The sequence below is a fragment of the Streptomyces sp. MNU89 genome, assembly GCF_020982505.1.
GTDB classification, from domain to species: Bacteria; Actinomycetota; Actinomycetes; order Streptomycetales; family Streptomycetaceae; genus Streptomyces; species Streptomyces xinghaiensis.
In genome coordinates this window covers 1948184-1964153 of the sequence record NZ_JAJKLL010000001.1, presented here as the reverse complement: position 1 = coordinate 1964153, position 15970 = coordinate 1948184, and the positions used below count along the sequence as shown (strand labels likewise).

At 71.3% G+C, this 15970-nt stretch carries 11 protein-coding genes; 10 read left to right on the top strand and 1 reads right to left on the bottom strand.

The genetic code is table 11. The features are described from left to right. The first annotated feature begins 398 nt into the window (after positions 1 to 398). The 10 genes from E4N63_RS08355 to E4N63_RS08310 all read left to right on the top strand — a co-directional run bounded on the left by E4N63_RS08355 (position 399) and on the right by E4N63_RS08310 (position 15195). Entirely contained in the window at positions 399 to 5924 is a 5526-nt protein-coding gene (locus E4N63_RS08355; protein ID WP_230240343.1) for a HAMP domain-containing protein, read from the top strand. A 237-nt stretch (positions 5925 to 6161) separates the two neighbouring features. After that, positions 6162 to 6836 carry a two-component system response regulator gene (locus E4N63_RS08350; RefSeq protein WP_019709751.1) on the top strand — a complete coding sequence of 225 codons (675 nt, stop codon included), beginning with the start codon at positions 6162 to 6164 and terminating at the stop codon, positions 6834 to 6836. A gap of 103 nt (positions 6837 to 6939) precedes the next feature. After that, the gene (locus E4N63_RS08345; RefSeq protein WP_230240342.1) at positions 6940 to 9693 is read left to right on the top strand and encodes a DNA translocase FtsK; all 2754 of its coding nucleotides are present in this window, start codon (positions 6940 to 6942) and stop codon (positions 9691 to 9693) included. A 192-nt stretch (positions 9694 to 9885) separates the two neighbouring features. Continuing rightward, the gene (locus E4N63_RS08340) at positions 9886 to 10680 is read left to right on the top strand and encodes a helix-turn-helix domain-containing protein (RefSeq protein WP_125623540.1); all 795 of its coding nucleotides are present in this window, start codon (positions 9886 to 9888) and stop codon (positions 10678 to 10680) included. Between the two features lie 100 nt (positions 10681 to 10780). Beyond that, positions 10781 to 12304, top strand: a complete 1524-nt coding sequence (gene rimO / locus E4N63_RS08335) for a 30S ribosomal protein S12 methylthiotransferase RimO (protein WP_125623539.1) — start codon at positions 10781 to 10783, stop codon at positions 12302 to 12304. Beyond that, entirely contained in the window at positions 12301 to 12999 is a 699-nt protein-coding gene (gene pgsA / locus E4N63_RS08330; protein ID WP_230240341.1) for a CDP-diacylglycerol--glycerol-3-phosphate 3-phosphatidyltransferase, read from the top strand. Before rimO ends, pgsA begins: the two co-directional genes overlap by 4 nt. A gap of 32 nt (positions 13000 to 13031) precedes the next feature. Next, positions 13032 to 13511 carry a CinA family protein gene (locus E4N63_RS08325; protein WP_230242406.1) on the top strand — a complete coding sequence of 160 codons (480 nt, stop codon included), beginning with the start codon at positions 13032 to 13034 and terminating at the stop codon, positions 13509 to 13511. Between the two features lie 109 nt (positions 13512 to 13620). Beyond that, positions 13621 to 14001, top strand: a complete 381-nt coding sequence (locus E4N63_RS08320) for a helix-turn-helix domain-containing protein (RefSeq protein WP_019709745.1) — start codon at positions 13621 to 13623, stop codon at positions 13999 to 14001. Positions 14002 to 14201: 200 nt separating this feature from the next. Further along, positions 14202 to 14690 carry a Dps family protein gene (locus E4N63_RS08315; protein WP_019709744.1) on the top strand — a complete coding sequence of 163 codons (489 nt, stop codon included), beginning with the start codon at positions 14202 to 14204 and terminating at the stop codon, positions 14688 to 14690. 79 nt (positions 14691 to 14769) lie between these two features. Beyond that, entirely contained in the window at positions 14770 to 15195 is a 426-nt protein-coding gene (locus E4N63_RS08310; protein ID WP_374112714.1) for a hypothetical protein, read from the top strand. Here E4N63_RS08310 and E4N63_RS08305 read toward each other — a convergent pair. After that, positions 15156 to 15950, bottom strand: a complete 795-nt coding sequence (locus E4N63_RS08305; protein WP_125623536.1) for an Fpg/Nei family DNA glycosylase — start codon at positions 15948 to 15950, stop codon at positions 15156 to 15158. The genes E4N63_RS08310 and E4N63_RS08305 overlap by 40 nt on opposite strands. Between the last annotated feature and the right edge of the window lie 20 nt (positions 15951 to 15970).

Sequence of the window (15970 nt, the reverse complement as noted above, 5' to 3'; positions counted from 1 at the left end):
GGGAGCGCATCCCGGGCAGGGCGGGGGCTTGGGGAGCTCGGGGCCACCGGGGCCGTCGGGCAGGCGGCCGGTGCCGCGGTCCGTTTCGTCCTGCCGGACCAGGCTCTCGCCCCGCTCCTTCATCCCACTCCCTCTGGCCGGGCGGCTCGCGGCCGTGCCCCGCCGGCCTCTTGAGCCACATGCTTCACCGCCGGTGCTTTGGCCGGAGGTGGACAGCCGCATGCAAGGTTACTTACCTTCGCCGTCCGCGAGGATGCCGGTCGCGGGTGATTCCCCCCGGAGAGTGCCGTCGGACGGTGTGCGATGCTGCCGAACTGTTATGGCCTGGCCGGAACGGGGTGAAACACTGGGCGCATTCAAGAGTCCGGGGAGAACGGTCAACCCTGCAGGAGGACACGGTGGAGTCGGGCGCAGCGGCGCGAAGCACCAAGACGCGCGCAAAGAGCGGGCGCTCTCGTGGCGGCGGGACGACCGAGGTGGATACGGCGGCGCTCAACCGGCTGCTCACCGCGTTGTCTGCGATGCGGGACGGCAACTTCCGGAAGCGGCTGACCGTCTCCGGCGACGGCACGATGGCGGAGATCGCGGCCGTCTTCAACGAGGTGGCGGACCGCAATCAGCAGCTGACCGGGGAGATCTCCCGGGTCCGCCGGGTCGTCGGCCGGGAGGGCAAGCTGACCGAGCGGCTGGAGACGGGCCCCTGCGAGGGCTCGTGGGCGGCGGCGATCGACGCGACGAACGCGCTGGTGGACGATCTCGTGCGCCCCGTGTCGGAGGTCGGCCGGGTGCTGTCGGCGGTGTCCGAGGGCGATCTCGAGCAGCGCATGGACCTGCGGTCGCAGAACCCGGACGGAGCGGCGCATCCGCTGCGCGGTGAGTTCCTGAAGGTCGGGCGCACGGTCAACGGGCTCGTCGACCAGCTCTCGGCGTTCACCGACGAGGTCACGCGGGTGGCCAGCGAGGTGGGGACCGAGGGCAAGCTGGGCGGCCAGGCCAAGGTCCGGGGGATGTCGGGTTCGTGGAAGGACCTGACGGATTCCGTGAACACGATGGCGTACCGGCTCACGGCGCAGGTGCGGGACATCGCGCTGGTCACGACGGCGGTGGCCAAGGGGGATCTGTCCCGCAAGGTCACGGTGCACGTGGCCGGCGAGATGCTGGAGCTCAAGAACACCGTCAACACGATGGTCGACCAGCTCTCCTCGTTCTCCTCCGAGGTGACGCGCGTGGCGCGGGAGGTGGGTACCGAGGGCGAGCTGGGGGGCCAGGCGCAGGTGCCCGGGGTGGCGGGCGTCTGGAAGGACCTGACGGACTCCGTCAACCTCATGGCGGGCAATCTGACGGCGCAGGTGCGCGGGATCGCCCAGGTGACGACGGCGGTGGCGAACGGCGACCTGTCGCAGAAGGTGACGGTGAGCGCACGCGGCGAGGTGGCGCAGCTCGCCGAGACCATCAACACCATGACCGAGACCCTGCGGACGTTCGCGGGCGAGGTGACGCGCGTGGCGCGGGAGGTCGGCGCCGAGGGCGAGCTGGGCGGTCAGGCGCAGGTGCCGGGTGCTGCGGGCACGTGGAAGGATCTGACCGATTCGGTGAACACGGCGTTCCGGAACCTGACCGGTCAGGTGCGGGACATCGCGCAGGTGACGACGGCGGTGGCCAACGGTGATCTGTCGCAGAAGGTCACGGTGGACGTCTCCGGGGAGATGCTGGAGCTGAAGAACACCGTCAACACGATGGTGGACCAGCTCTCGTCCTTCGGCGCCGAGGTGACGCGGGTGGCCCGGGAGATCGGTGTCGAGGGTGAGCTGGGCGGTCAGGCCCAGGTGCCGGGGGCTGCGGGCACGTGGAAGGATCTGACCGATTCGGTGAACACGGCGTTCCGGAACCTGACCGGTCAGGTGCGGAACATCGCCCAGGTGACGACGGCGGTGGCCAACGGTGATCTGTCGCAGAAGGTCACGGTGGACGTCTCCGGCGAGATGCTCAAGCTGAAGAACACCGTCAACACGATGGTCGACCAGCTCTCGTCCTTCGCCGACCAGGTCACGCGGATGGCCCGGGACGTGGGCACGGAGGGCCGGCTGGGCGGCCAGGCCCGGGTGGACGGGGTGTCCGGCACCTGGAAGGACCTGACGGACTCCGTCAACTTCATGGCGGGCAACCTGACCTCTCAGGTGCGCCAGATCGCGCAGGTGACGACGGCCGTCGCCCGGGGTGATCTCTCGCAGAAGATCGAGGTCGACGCCCGCGGCGAGATCCTCGAACTGAAGAACACGATCAACACGATGGTGGACCAGTTGTCCGCGTTCGCCGACCAGGTGACGCGGGTGGCGCGGGAGGTCGGCACGGAGGGCCGGCTCGGGGGCCAGGCACAGGTGCCCGGCGTGGCCGGTGTCTGGCGAGACCTGACCGATTCCGTCAACGGCATGGCCGGCAATCTGACCGCTCAGGTCCGCAATATCGCGCAGGTCGCCACGGCGGTCGCCCGCGGTGATCTCTCGCAGAAGATCGACGTGGACGCCCGCGGGGAGATCCTGGAGCTGAAGAACACCCTCAACACGATGGTGGACCAGCTCTCCTCCTTCGCGGAGCAGGTGACGCGGGTGGCCCGCGAGGTCGGCACCGAGGGCATCCTCGGCGGCCAGGCGGAGGTGCAGGGCGTCTCCGGCACCTGGAAGGACCTCACGCAGTCCGTCAACTTCATGGCCAACAACCTGACGACCCAGGTGCGGAACATCGCGCAGGTGACGACGGCGGTGGCCAACGGCGATCTGTCGCAGAAGGTGACGGTCGACGCGAAGGGCGAGATCCTCGCGCTGGTCACCACCGTCAACACCATGGTGGACACCCTGTCGTCGTTCGCGGAGCAGGTGACGCGGGTCGCGCGTGAGGTGGGCACCGAGGGGCAGCTGGGCGGCCAGGCCCGGGTCCGCGACGTGTCGGGCATCTGGAAGGACCTGACGGACAACGTCAATCTGATGGCGAACAACCTCACCATCCAGGTGCGGAACATCGCCCAGGTGTCGTCCGCGGTCGCCAACGGCGATCTCACCAAGAAGGTGACGGTCGAGGCGCGCGGCGAGGTCGCGCAGCTCGCCGACACCGTCAACACGATGGTGACCACCCTCTCGTCCTTCGCCGACGAGGTGACGCGCGTGGCGCGCGAGGTGGGCACGGAGGGCATCCTCGGCGGGCAGGCCCGGGTGCCCGGCGTCTCCGGTACCTGGAAGGACCTCACCGAGTCGGTGAACTCGATGGCGTCCAACCTGACCGGTCAGGTGCGCAACATCGCGATGGTGACCACCGCGGTCGCCAAGGGCGATCTGACCAAGAAGATCGACGTGGACGCGCGCGGCGAGATCCTGGAGCTGAAAACGACCATCAACACGATGGTGGACCAGCTCTCCTCGTTCGCGGACCAGGTCACCCGGGTGGCGCGCGAGGTGGGCACCGAGGGGCAGCTGGGCGGCCAGGCCCGGGTCCGCGACGTGGACGGCACCTGGCGCGACCTCACCGAGTCGGTGAACGAGATGGCCGGAAACCTCACCCGGCAGGTGCGGGCCATCGCCGCGGTCGCCGCGGCGGTGACCCGGGGCGACCTCAACCTCAAGATCGACGTGGACGCCGCGGGCGAGATCCTGGAACTCCAGGACAACATCAACACGATGATCGCGACCCTGCGCGAGACCACGCTCGCCAACAAGGAGCAGGACTGGCTCAAGGGCAACCTCGCCCGGATCTCCGGTCTGATGCAGGGCCGCCGCGACCTCGCCGACGTGGCCCGGCTGATCATGAGCGAGCTGACCCCGGTGGTCTCCGCGCAGCACGGGGCGTTCTTCCTCGCGGCACCGGCCGATTCGGAGAGCACCGAGGTCGCCGCCATAGACGACGCGGGCTCGTACGAGCTGCGCATGATCGGTTCGTACGGGTACTCGATGGGGGCGATGCCCACCACCTTCCGGCCGGGCGAGTCCCTCATCGGTACGGCGGCGGAGGAGAGGCGCACGATCCTGGTCGAGAACGCGCCGCCCGGTTACCTCAAGATCTCCTCGGGGCTGGGGGAGGCTCCGCCCGCCCATGTGATCGTCCTGCCGGTGCTCTTCGAGGGCCAGGTCCTCGGCGTGATCGAGCTGGCCTCCTTCCAGCCCTTCACGCAGATCCAGAAGGACTTCCTCAACCAGATCGCCGAGATGATCGCCACCAGCGTCAACACCATCAGCGTCAACACCAAGACGGAGGTGCTGCTCAAGCAGTCGCAGGAGCTGACGGAGCAACTCCAGGACCGCTCCGAGGAGTTGGAGAACCGGCAGAAGGCCCTCCAGGCGTCCAACGCCGAACTGGAGGAGAAGGCCGAGCTGCTGGCGCGGCAGAACCGCGACATCGAGGTGAAGAACACCGAGATCGAGGAGGCGCGGCAGGTGCTGGAGGAGCGGGCCGAACAGCTCGCCGTCTCCATGCGCTACAAGTCGGAGTTCCTGGCCAACATGTCGCACGAGCTGCGGACCCCGCTGAACTCGCTGCTCATCCTGGCCAAGCTGCTCGCCGACAACGCCGACGGCAATCTCTCCCCGAAGCAGGTCGAGTTCGCCGAGACGATCCACGGCGCCGGTTCCGATCTGCTCCAGCTGATCAACGACATCCTCGACCTGTCGAAGGTCGAGGCGGGCAAGATGGACATCAGCCCGTCCCGGATCGCCCTGGTCCAGCTCGTCGACTACGTCGAGGCGACCTTCCGCCCGCTCACCGCCGAGAAGGGCCTGGACTTCTCCGTACGGGTCTCCCCGGAGCTGCCCGGCACGCTGCACACCGACGAGCAGCGGCTGCTGCAGGTGCTGCGGAACCTGCTGTCGAACGCGGTGAAGTTCACCGACGGAGGCGCGGTGGAACTGGTCATCCGCCCCGCCGGAGACGATGTGCCGGACGCCATCCGCGAGCAGCTCCTGGAGCACGGCTCGCTGCAGGAGATGGACGCCCCGATGATCGCCTTCTCGGTCACCGACACCGGTATCGGCATCGCGGCCAGCAAGATGAGGGTGATCTTCGAGGCGTTCAAGCAGGCCGACGGCACCACCAGCCGCAAGTACGGCGGCACGGGCCTCGGTCTCTCCATCAGCCGGGAAATCGCCCGGCTGCTGGGCGGAGAGATCCACGCCGCCAGCGAACCGGGCCGCGGCTCGACCTTCACGCTCTACCTGCCGCTCAACCCCGGCGCCCTCCCGCCGCAGGGCTACCCGCAGCTCGCGCCCGTGCCCGCCGACCGCGGCCGGGGCCGGCGCGGTGCCGACGGGCTGCCCGACGGGACGGCCGGTGTGACGGACGTCGCGGAGATCGGTGAGGGCACGCCGGTCGAGCGCCCCGTGCCCCGCCGCGCCGCCGCAGGGCGGGCCCTGGGACGCCGCCGCGCCGCGGAGTCCCGGGCCGAACTCCCGCCGGCGCCACCGGCGGAGGAGGTCTCGGCGGAGCCGCAGCCGGCACCCCCGGAGTCATGGCTCGGGAACGGCCAGGACCTGGTGGCTCCCCGCCCGGGAGGCGGCGGTTTCCACGGGGAGAAGGTGCTGATCGTCGACGACGACATCCGCAATGTCTTCGCGCTGACGAGCGTGCTGGAACAGCACGGCCTCTCCGTGCTCTACGCCGAGAACGGGCGCGAGGGCATCGAGGTCCTGGAGCAGCACGACGACGTGGTGCTGGTGCTGATGGACATCATGATGCCCGAGATGGACGGGTACGCCACGACGGCCGCGATCCGCAGGATGCCCCAGTTCGCGGGGCTTCCCATCATCGCGCTCACCGCGAAGGCGATGAAGGGGGACCGGGAGAAGAGCATCGACGCCGGGGCCTCGGACTATGTGACCAAGCCGGTCGACACCGATCACCTGCTGACCGTGATGGAACAGTGGATGCGTCCGCGTGCCGACTGACCGTCCCCGACGAGGTGTGGGAGCGCCGTATCCGGGGAACCTTCTGGTCTTCCGTGACGTTTCCGCTGTGTGCACAGTGACATCGCGGTGACAGGGTGTGGCGACAGGCGGGGTGCGGTTACGATGACCGGCACAAGGACGGGCGGCGCAAGGGAGTCGTCCCCTGGGGCGGCCTCCGGTGCTTCCCCGCGCTCATCGAGCAGGGGAGGCCCCGCGCCGGGGCGAGGAGGACGGGCCATGGTGCAGAAGGCCAAGATCCTCCTGGTCGATGACCGGCCGGAGAATCTGCTGGCGCTGGAGGCCATTCTCTCCGCGCTCGATCAGACACTGGTACGGGCATCGTCAGGGGAGGAAGCGCTCAAGGCGCTGCTGACGGACGACTTCGCGGTCATCCTGCTGGACGTCCAGATGCCGGGCATGGACGGTTTCGAGACCGCGGCGCACATCAAGCGGCGGGAGCGGACCCGCGACATCCCGATCATTTTTCTGACGGCCATCAATCACGGCCCCCACCACACCTTCCGCGGCTACGCGGCGGGCGCGGTGGACTACATCTCCAAGCCCTTCGACCCGTGGGTCCTGCGGGCGAAGGTGTCGGTGTTCGTCGAGCTCTACATGAAGAACTGCCAACTGCGCGAGCAGGCCGCCCTGTTGAGGGCGCAGCTGGAGGGGAGCCGTCCCGAGCCCGGCGTGTCCGGGGAACCGGCCGGGCTGCTCGCCGAGCTCTCGGCGCGGCTGGCCGCGGTGGAGGAGCAGGCGGAGGCCCTGTCGAAGCAGCTCGACGACTCGGCGGACGCGGCCGCCGTGGCCACGGCGGCCCATCTGGAACGCAAACTCACCGGTCTGCGGCGGGCGCTGGACGCCCTGGAGCCGGGCACCGGCGGTACCGGGACGGTTCCACCGCAGGGCTGAGCCGGCTTGACGCCCCGTCACCGCCGGGCCGGGGAACGCGACACGAACGGGTCAACCGGTGGCCACGCGTGTACCGTCCGCCCGGCACCGGTAACCTCGCCCCATGGCCTCACGTACGTCCGGCAAGGGTTCCCAGGGCACAGGGGGTACCTCTCAGGCACGCGGTGGCCGTGCCGCGGGCGCCGCCAGGAAGGCCCCCGCGAAGAAGGCACCGGCGAAGCGAGCCCCCGCCAAGAAGGCGGCGGCCAAGCCCGCGCCGTCCCCGACCGGAGGCGTCTACCGCCTGGTGCGGGCGCTGTGGCTCGGACTCGCCCACACGGTCGGCGCGCTGTTCCGCTCCCTCGGGCGCGGCGCCAGGAACCTCGACCCGGCACACCGCAAGGACGGGCTGGCGCTGCTGCTGCTGGGCCTCGCACTCGTCGTGGCGGCCGGCACCTGGTCCAGTCTCGAAGGCCCGGTCGGCGACCTGGTCGAGCTGTTGGTCACCGGAGCCTTCGGGCGGCTGGATCTGCTGGCGCCGCTGCTGCTGGGCACCGTCGCCGTACGGCTCATCCGCCACCCGGAGAAGCCGGAGGCCAACGGCCGCATCGTGATCGGCCTCTCCGCCCTCGTCGTCGGTGTGCTGGGGCAGGTCCACATGGCGTGCGGCTCTCCCGGGCGCGGCGAGGGGGCCGAGGCCATCCAGGACGCCGGCGGGCTGATCGGCTGGGCCGCCTCCAAGCCGCTGGTCTTCACGGTCGGCGAGGTGCTCGCCGTACCGCTGCTGGTGCTGGTCACGGTCTTCGGGCTGCTGGTCGTCACGGCCACCCCCGTCAACGCCATCCCGCAGCGGCTGCGGCTGCTCGGCGTGCGGCTGGGCATCCTGGAGGCCGCCGCGGCCGGAGGCGTGGCCACGGCGCCCGACGACGTGGCGTACGAGCAGGAGTGGCGCAGGACGCTCGACCGCAAGCCGCGCCGCGGCTCCTCCCGGGCGGGCGCGGCGGCCGCCGATCCGGACAGTGCCGAGGAGGAGGCGCTCTCGCGGCGCCGGAAGTCCCGCCGCTCCCGCGGAGCGGAGCCCGCCGGACGGTCGTCGCAGGCCGTTGACGCGGCGGCCGCCGGGGCAGCCTCGGTGGACGGTGCGGTGCTGCACGGAGTGCAGCCCTCGCCGGTGGTCGCCGGGCTGAGCCACGGCGTCTCGGCCGACCGCACGGCCGAGGTGCCGGGAGCCCGGGAGGCGGAGGAGACCGCCGCGGTGTCCGCCGCCCCCGCGGCCGGGCGGGCGCGGAAGGGGGCGGCCGCCGGGCAGGACGGGCCCGACGCCGTACCGGACCTGACACGCAGGGCCCCCGAGGCCGCCGAACCGCTGCCCGCGCGCGCCGAGCAGCTCCAGCTCTCCGGGGACATCACCTACGCGCTGCCCTCCCTCGACCTGCTGGAGCGCGGCGGGCCGGGCAAGACGCGGAGCGCCGCGAACGACGCCGTGGTGGCCTCGCTGACGACCGTTTTCACGGAGTTCAAGGTGGATGCCGCCGTCACCGGCTTCACCCGCGGACCGACGGTCACCCGTTACGAGGTCGAACTCGGCCCGGCGGTCAAGGTTGAGCGGATCACCGCGCTCGCCAAGAACATCGCCTATGCCGTGGCGAGCCCCGACGTCCGGATCATCAGCCCCATCCCCGGCAAGTCCGCGGTCGGCATCGAGATCCCGAACACGGACCGGGAGATGGTCAACATCGGCGACGTCCTGCGGCTCGCCGACGCCGCGGGCGACGAGCACCCCATGCTGGTGGCGCTGGGCAAGGACGTCGAGGGCGGCTATGTGATGGCCAACCTCACGAAGATGCCGCACATCCTGGTGGCCGGCGCCACCGGCTCCGGCAAGTCCTCCTGCATCAACTGCCTGATCACGTCGATCATGGTCCGGGCCACGCCGGAGGACGTGCGGATGGTGCTGGTCGACCCCAAGCGCGTGGAGCTGACCGCGTACGAGGGCATCCCGCACCTGATCACGCCGATCATCACCAACCCCAAGCGGGCCGCCGAGGCCCTCCAGTGGGTCGTCCGGGAGATGGACCTGCGCTACGACGATCTGGCGGCGTACGGCTACCGCCACATCGACGACTTCAACGCCGCGGTGCGCAGCGGCAAGGCGAAGGCTCCCGAGGACAGCGAGCGCGAGCTCCAGCCGTATCCGTACCTGCTGGTGATCGTGGACGAGCTGGCGGACCTGATGATGGTCGCGCCGCGCGACGTCGAGGACGCGATCGTGCGGATCACCCAGCTCGCGCGGGCCGCCGGAATCCACCTGGTGCTGGCCACCCAGCGGCCCAGTGTGGACGTCGTCACCGGTCTGATCAAGGCCAACGTCCCGTCGCGGCTGGCCTTCGCCACGTCATCCCTCGCCGACAGCCGGGTCATCCTGGACCAGCCCGGGGCGGACAAGCTGATCGGCAAGGGCGACGGGCTGTTCCTGCCGATGGGCGCGGGGAAGCCGACCCGGATGCAGGGCGCCTTCGTCACCGAGGAGGAGATCCGGGCCGTCGTCGGGCACTGCAAGCAGCAGATGGCGCCGGTCTTCCGGGACGACGTCACGGTCGGCACCTCGAAGAAGAAGGAGATCGACGAGGAGATCGGCGACGATCTCGATCTGCTGTGCCAGGCGGCGGAGCTGGTGGTCTCCACCCAGTTCGGCTCCACCTCGATGCTCCAGCGCAAGCTGCGGGTGGGCTTCGCGAAGGCGGGCCGGCTGATGGACCTCATGGAGTCCCGCGGTGTGGTGGGACCCAGTGAGGGTTCCAAAGCACGGGATGTCCTGGTGAAGGCGGATGAATTGGACGGAGTGCTGGCCACGATTCGTGGGGAGAATCCTTCGTAAGGGTGGCGCGGGGCAACCGTTTCGCCTGGTGCGGCGTCACATGGGATGAGACGACAGGGGTATGTGTGGATCATCGGAGGGGCCCGCCCGTCCGATGGCGTACAAACCCGGCCCTCCCGGTTGCCCGGCCCTCTCGTACCCCCCGTAGACTGAACTTCCAGCAGGTGGCTACACGCTCGAAAGGCCTCCCCCGTGTCCTTGGGTAACTCCCCCGCAGACGACCGGCCTTCCGTCGGGCGCGCGCTCCAGCAGGCCCGCATCGACGCCGGACTGACCGTCGACCAGGTCAGTACGGTCACGCGCGTGCGCAACCCGATCATCCATGCGATCGAGCAGGACGACTTCTCCCGCTGCGGCGGCGACGTCTACGCGCGCGGCCACATCCGCGCCCTGGCCCGCGCCGTCGGGGTGGACGCCGCCGTCCTCGTCGAGCAGTACGACGCCGAGCACGGCGGGCGGCCCCAGCCGACCCCGGCCGCTCCGCTCTTCGAAGCGGAACGCATCCGCCCCGAGCCCGCCCGGCCCAACTGGACGGCCGCCATGGTCGCCGCCATCGTCGCCGTCGTCGGCTTCGTGGGATTCACCCTCTTCAGCGGTGACGACGAGAACGGCGGTACGCCCGTCGCCGGCAACACCCCCGAGTCCTCGCCCGCGAAGCCCGGGGGCGGCAAGCCCGCCGACCCGAAACCGGAACCCACCGACAGCGCCATCGCCGCCGCGCCCGCGGACAAAGTGACCGTCAAGCTGACCGCCGCGGAAGGCTCCAGCTGGATCCTGGCGAAGAACCACAACGGCAAGGTGCTGCACCAGGGTGTGATCAAGGAAGGTGCCTCCAAGACCTTCACCGACAAGGAGCGGATCGACCTGATCCTCGGCAACGCCGGTGCCGTGCAGCTCTACGTCAACGGCAAGGAGGTCAAGGACGAGTTCGCGCCCGGGGAGGTCCAGCGCCTCACGTACACCAAGGGCGACCCGCAGGCCGGCTGAACCCCGGCAGCGGCGCGGCGGCCGGCGGTCCGCGGGGAGCGGCCGCCGGGGGGCGGGGACCTGCGGCAGGGCTGTCCGCGGGACAAAGTAGGCTGGGCACATGCCCGAACGCCGTACCGTCGCACTTGTCACCCTAGGCTGCGCTCGCAACGAGGTGGACTCGGAGGAGCTCGCAGGCCGTCTGGCGGCGGACGGCTGGGAGCTCGTCGCGGAGGCCGCCGACGCGGATGTCGCCGTGGTCAACACCTGCGGCTTCGTCGAGGCCGCCAAGAAGGACTCCGTGGACGCCCTGCTGGAGGCCAACGACCTCAAGGCGGAGGCCCCCGGGGGCGGTGCCCGCACGCAGGCCGTCGTCGCCGTGGGCTGCATGGCCGAGCGGTACGGCAAGGAGCTCGCCGCGGCGCTGCCCGAGGCCGACGGCGTCCTCGGCTTCGACGACTACGCCGACATCTCCGACCGCCTGCAGACCATCCTCGCCGGCGGCGTCCACGCCTCGCACACCCCACGGGACCGCCGGAAGCTGCTGCCCATCAGCCCCGCCGAGCGGCAGAGCGCCGAGGTGGCGCTGCCCGGCCACGGAGCGGCCCCGGCACCCGCGGCGGAGGATCTGCCCGCGGGGGTCGCGCCCGCCTCCGGGCCGCGCGCACCGCTCCGCCGCCGCCTGGACGACAGCCCCGTCGCGTCCGTCAAGCTGGCCTCCGGCTGCGACCGGCGCTGCTCGTTCTGCGCCATCCCCGCCTTTCGCGGCTCCTTCATCTCCCGCCGTCCCGCGGATGTGCTGGGGGAGACCCGCTGGCTCGCCGGACAGGGGGTCAAGGAGGTCATGCTGGTCTCCGAGAACAACACCTCCTACGGCAAGGACCTGGGCGACATCCGGCTGCTGGAGACGCTGCTGCCGGAGCTCGCGGAGGTCGACGGCATCGAGCGGATCCGGGTCAGCTATCTGCAGCCCGCCGAGATGCGTCCCGGCCTGATCGACGTCCTCACCTCCACTCCGAAGGTGGCCCCCTACTTCGACCTGTCCTTCCAGCACTCGGCGCCCGGCGTGCTGCGCGCGATGCGCCGCTTCGGGGACACCGACCGCTTCCTGGAACTGCTCGGCACGATCCGCTCCCGGGCCCCGCAGGCCGGCGCGCGGTCCAACTTCATCGTCGGCTTCCCCGGCGAGACCGAGGCGGACCTCGCCGAGCTGGAGCGCTTCCTCACCGAGGCCCGGCTGGACGCCATCGGCGTCTTCGGGTACTCCGACGAGGAGGGGACCGAGGCGGTGACCTACCCGGGCAAGCTGGACGAGGACACCATCGGCGAACGCCTGGCGCACATCTCCCGGCTCGCGGAGGAGCTGACGGCGCAGCGCGCCGAGGAGCGGCTCGGCGAGACGGTGCACGTCCTCGTCGAGTCCGTGGACGGCGAGGAGGGGGCGGTCGGCCGCGCCGCGCACCAGGCGCCGGAGACCGACGGCCAGATCCTCCTCACGGACTCCCGCGGGCTCGCGCCCGGACGTATGGTCGAAGCGAAGGTGGTGGCGACCGAGGGCGTGGACCTCGTCGCCGAGCCGTCCCCCGCTCTCGGCGGGGAGACGCCGTCCGGCGGGGCACGCTGTACCGAGGAGGCGGGCACATGACCGGAGTACCCGCCTCCGCGGCGGGCGGTCAGGGGCGGGCCCAGGCCCGGACCGGAGTGGCGGCGGGCGCGACGGCGGTGGCCGTGCGCCAGGCCGGGCTCTGGAACATCGCCAACGTCCTGACCATGGTGCGGCTGCTCCTCGTCCCCGGTTTCGTCCTCCTCCTGCTGCACAACGGCGGCTACGACCCGGTCTGGCGCTCCTTCGCCTGGGCGGCGTTCGCCGTCGCCATGATCACCGACCTCTTCGACGGCCAGCTGGCCCGGCGGTACAACCTCGTCACCGATTTCGGCAAGATCGCCGACCCGATAGCCGACAAGGCGATCATGGGTGCGGCGCTGATCTGCCTGTCCGCCCTCTCGGACCTTCCCTGGTGGGTGACCGGTCTGATCCTCTTCCGCGAGCTCGGCATCACGGTCCTGCGGTTCTGGGTGATCCGGCACGGCGTCATCCCGGCCAGCCGGGGCGGCAAGCTGAAGACCCTGGCCCAGGGCACCGCGGTGGGGATGTACGTCCTCGTGCTCACCGGGCCGCTCGCCACGCTCCGCTTCTGGATGATGGCGGTGGCCGTGCTGCTCACCGTCGTGACCGGGCTCGACTACGTGCGGCAGGCCGTCGTCCTGCGCCGCGCCGGGCTGGCGCGGGAGCGCAAGGACGCCGCCGCACGGGCGGCGGCCGGGGGCGCGGGCCGGTGAACGCCACCGCTGCCGCCGACGTACTGGAATCGATGGCAGCGCGCGGGGAGACGCTGGCCGTGGCGGAGTCGCTCACGGGCGGCCTCGTGGCAGCCGAGCTGACCGGAGTACCGGGGGCCTCACGGGTCCTCAGGGGGGCGGTGACCGCTTATGCGACCGAGCTCAAGCACACCGTGCTGGGCGTGGACGGGGCTCTGCTGGCCGAGCGCGGCGCGGTGGACCCGGAGGTCGCCCGGCAGATGGCCGGGGGCGTACGGCGGCTGCTGGGCGCCGACTGGGGGATCGCGACCACCGGCGTCGCCGGGCCCGATCCGCAGGACGGGCAGCCGGTCGGCACGGTGTACGTCGCGGTGGCCGGCCCCGGCGGGAGCGTCCGGGCCCGGCTGCTGCGAGCGGCCGGGGACCGCTCGGGGATCCGCCGGGAGAGCGTCCGGGGAGTCCTCGGGATGTTGCGGGAAGAACTGGCCGGAAATGCGCGGGCACAGAATAGGGAACACCGCGGGGGGAATTGATGTTTGCAGCCCTGAGTGAACACGTCATCGCTCCCCGCACGGCTGCCGTCCGAGGCGGTACGGTGGGGCGAGAAGGATCCGGATCCGAGGTCCGAGGAGGGAGCCACCGATGATTCTGCTCCGTCGCCTGCTGGGTGACGTGCTGCGTCGGCAGCGCCAGCGCCAGGGCCGAACCCTGCGCGAGGTCTCCTCGTCGGCGCGGGTCTCCCTCGGCTATCTCTCAGAGGTCGAGCGGGGGCAGAAGGAGGCTTCCTCCGAACTGCTCTCCGCCATCTGCGATGCGCTGGACGTGCGAATGTCGCAGGTCATGCGTGAGGTGAGCGACGAACTGTCGCTGGCCGAGCTGGCGCAGTCGGCGGCGGACGAGACCGTGCCGGCGCCGATGCGGCCGATGCTCAATTCGGTTTCGGTGACGTCCGTGACGGGCGTTCCGGAGGAGCGCGTAACGATCAAGGCGCCGACGGAGGCCGTCGACGTCGTCGCTGCCTGACGACGCAGCCGGCCCCCTTTCCGCAAGCCCCGTACGGTCCGCCGTCCGGGGCTTGCGGCGTTTCCGGCGGTGCCCGTGACTCCATGTGCCCCGGATGTGACTCGCGTCACTTGACAGCGGCGGGCTTCCCGCACATGCCTCCGGCCCGGGGGGTATGCGATGGTGGAGAAGGGTTGATCGGACGAAGCAGGAGGAATCACATGTCTGTCGTCAAGAGCCCGCTGGCCGACGAGGGTGACCGCCGCGTGGTCGCGGATGCTCTCCAGGGCGCTCTGGTGGATCTGGTCGATCTCTCGCTGGTGGCCAAGCAGGTGCACTGGAACGTGGTGGGTCCCCGGTTCCGCTCCGTACACCTCCAGCTCGACGAGGTCGTGGACACCGCTCGGGAGCACGCGGACATCATGGCCGAGCGGGCCGCCGCCCTGGGCATCTCCCCGGACGGCCGGGCCGAGACCGTGGCCAAGACCAGCGGTCTCGACACCGTTAAGGAGACCTGGATCAGGGACACCGACGCGGTCCAGACGCTCGTGGAGGCGCTCGGCTCCGTCATCACGCGGATGCGGGAGCGGGTCGAGGCCACGGACAAGCCGGACCCCGTCACCCAGGACATGATCATCGCGGTGACCGGCGAGCTGGAGAAGCACCGCTGGATGTTCCAGGCCGAGGACGCGGAGGGCCTGGGAGCCTGACCGGCTTCCGGTTGCCCGCTCCGCCGCCGGACGGCGGGGCGGTGCCGTCCGTACCCGTCGGCCGGAGGAGGCGGTCACCGTGCTGCGAGAGCCCTGGATAGGCGCGCCGGGTGCGATACCCGGCGCCGTACGTGCCCGGCCGGGCGCGATACCCGGCGCGATATCCGGCGCGGTGCGCGCCCTCCCCGCCGCCGTGCGCTGGACGCTGGCCCTGGCGGTGGCCGGAGTGTGGTGGTGGGCGGTGCTCCGCCTGGCGCTCTCGCCGGCCCGCGCCGGAGCCGTCGAGGCGGCGGTCGCGGCGGGCGGCTGGGGCCTCGGGCTGCTGCCGGTCCACTGCGCCCCGCCGGGAGCGGGAGCGGCGGAGGACGGCGGCCGCCGCGCCGCGCGGGTCGGGGCCGTCGCGGGAGGCGGGAACGCCGCTCGGGGGAGACGCGGGGGTGAACGGGCACCGCGGACGCGGGACGGTCACGGATACGGACCGGGCTGGCAGCGCGGGCACCAGTAGGTGTCCCGTTCCCTTTCCGGCTCGCCCTGGCCGGCGATACGGACTGGGGTGCCGCAGCGCAGGCAGGGCCTGCCCGCTCGTCCGTACACCCACAGCTGCCGGTCCCGGCGCGGATCCGCCGTGGTGACACGGGAGACACGGGCCTTGTTGAGGTCCAGGAGCTTCGCGGCGAGCGCGATCAGACGGGCGGGCGACGGGACCTCCCCGATCGGCAGCCAGGGGGAGAGGCGGAGCATGAAGCACAGCTCCGACTTGTAGACATTGCCGAGACCGGCGAGATTGCGCTGGTCGAGCAGGGCCTCGCCGAGCGGCCGGGCCGGGTCGGCGAGCAGCCTCCGGCGGGCCTCCTCCGGATCCCAGCCGGGGCCGAGCGGGTCCGGGCCGAGATGGCCCACCACGGTGTCCTCGTCGCTGGTGCGGAGCAGGTCCAGGACCGGCAGCCGGTAGCCGACGGCCGTCCGGGCCGCCGTGCCGAGGATCGCGCGGATCTCGTGCTCCGGACCGCCGCGCGGCCGCTCCCCGGCGGCGAAGACCCGCCAGGCTCCGTCCATCCGCAGATGGGAGTGGAGCGTCAGGCCGCCTTCGAACCGGCTCAGCAGATGCTTTCCGCGCGGCACGACCTCCAGCACACGGCGGCCGGAGAGATCGGTGGTGGCGAGCTTCGGCACCCGGAGGTCGCAGCGGACGAGCCTGTCACCGGCCAGGGCCTCGTGCAGGCGCCGGGCCGTCCGCCAGACGGTGTCTCCTTCGGGCATACCGCCATGATGCCCCGGGC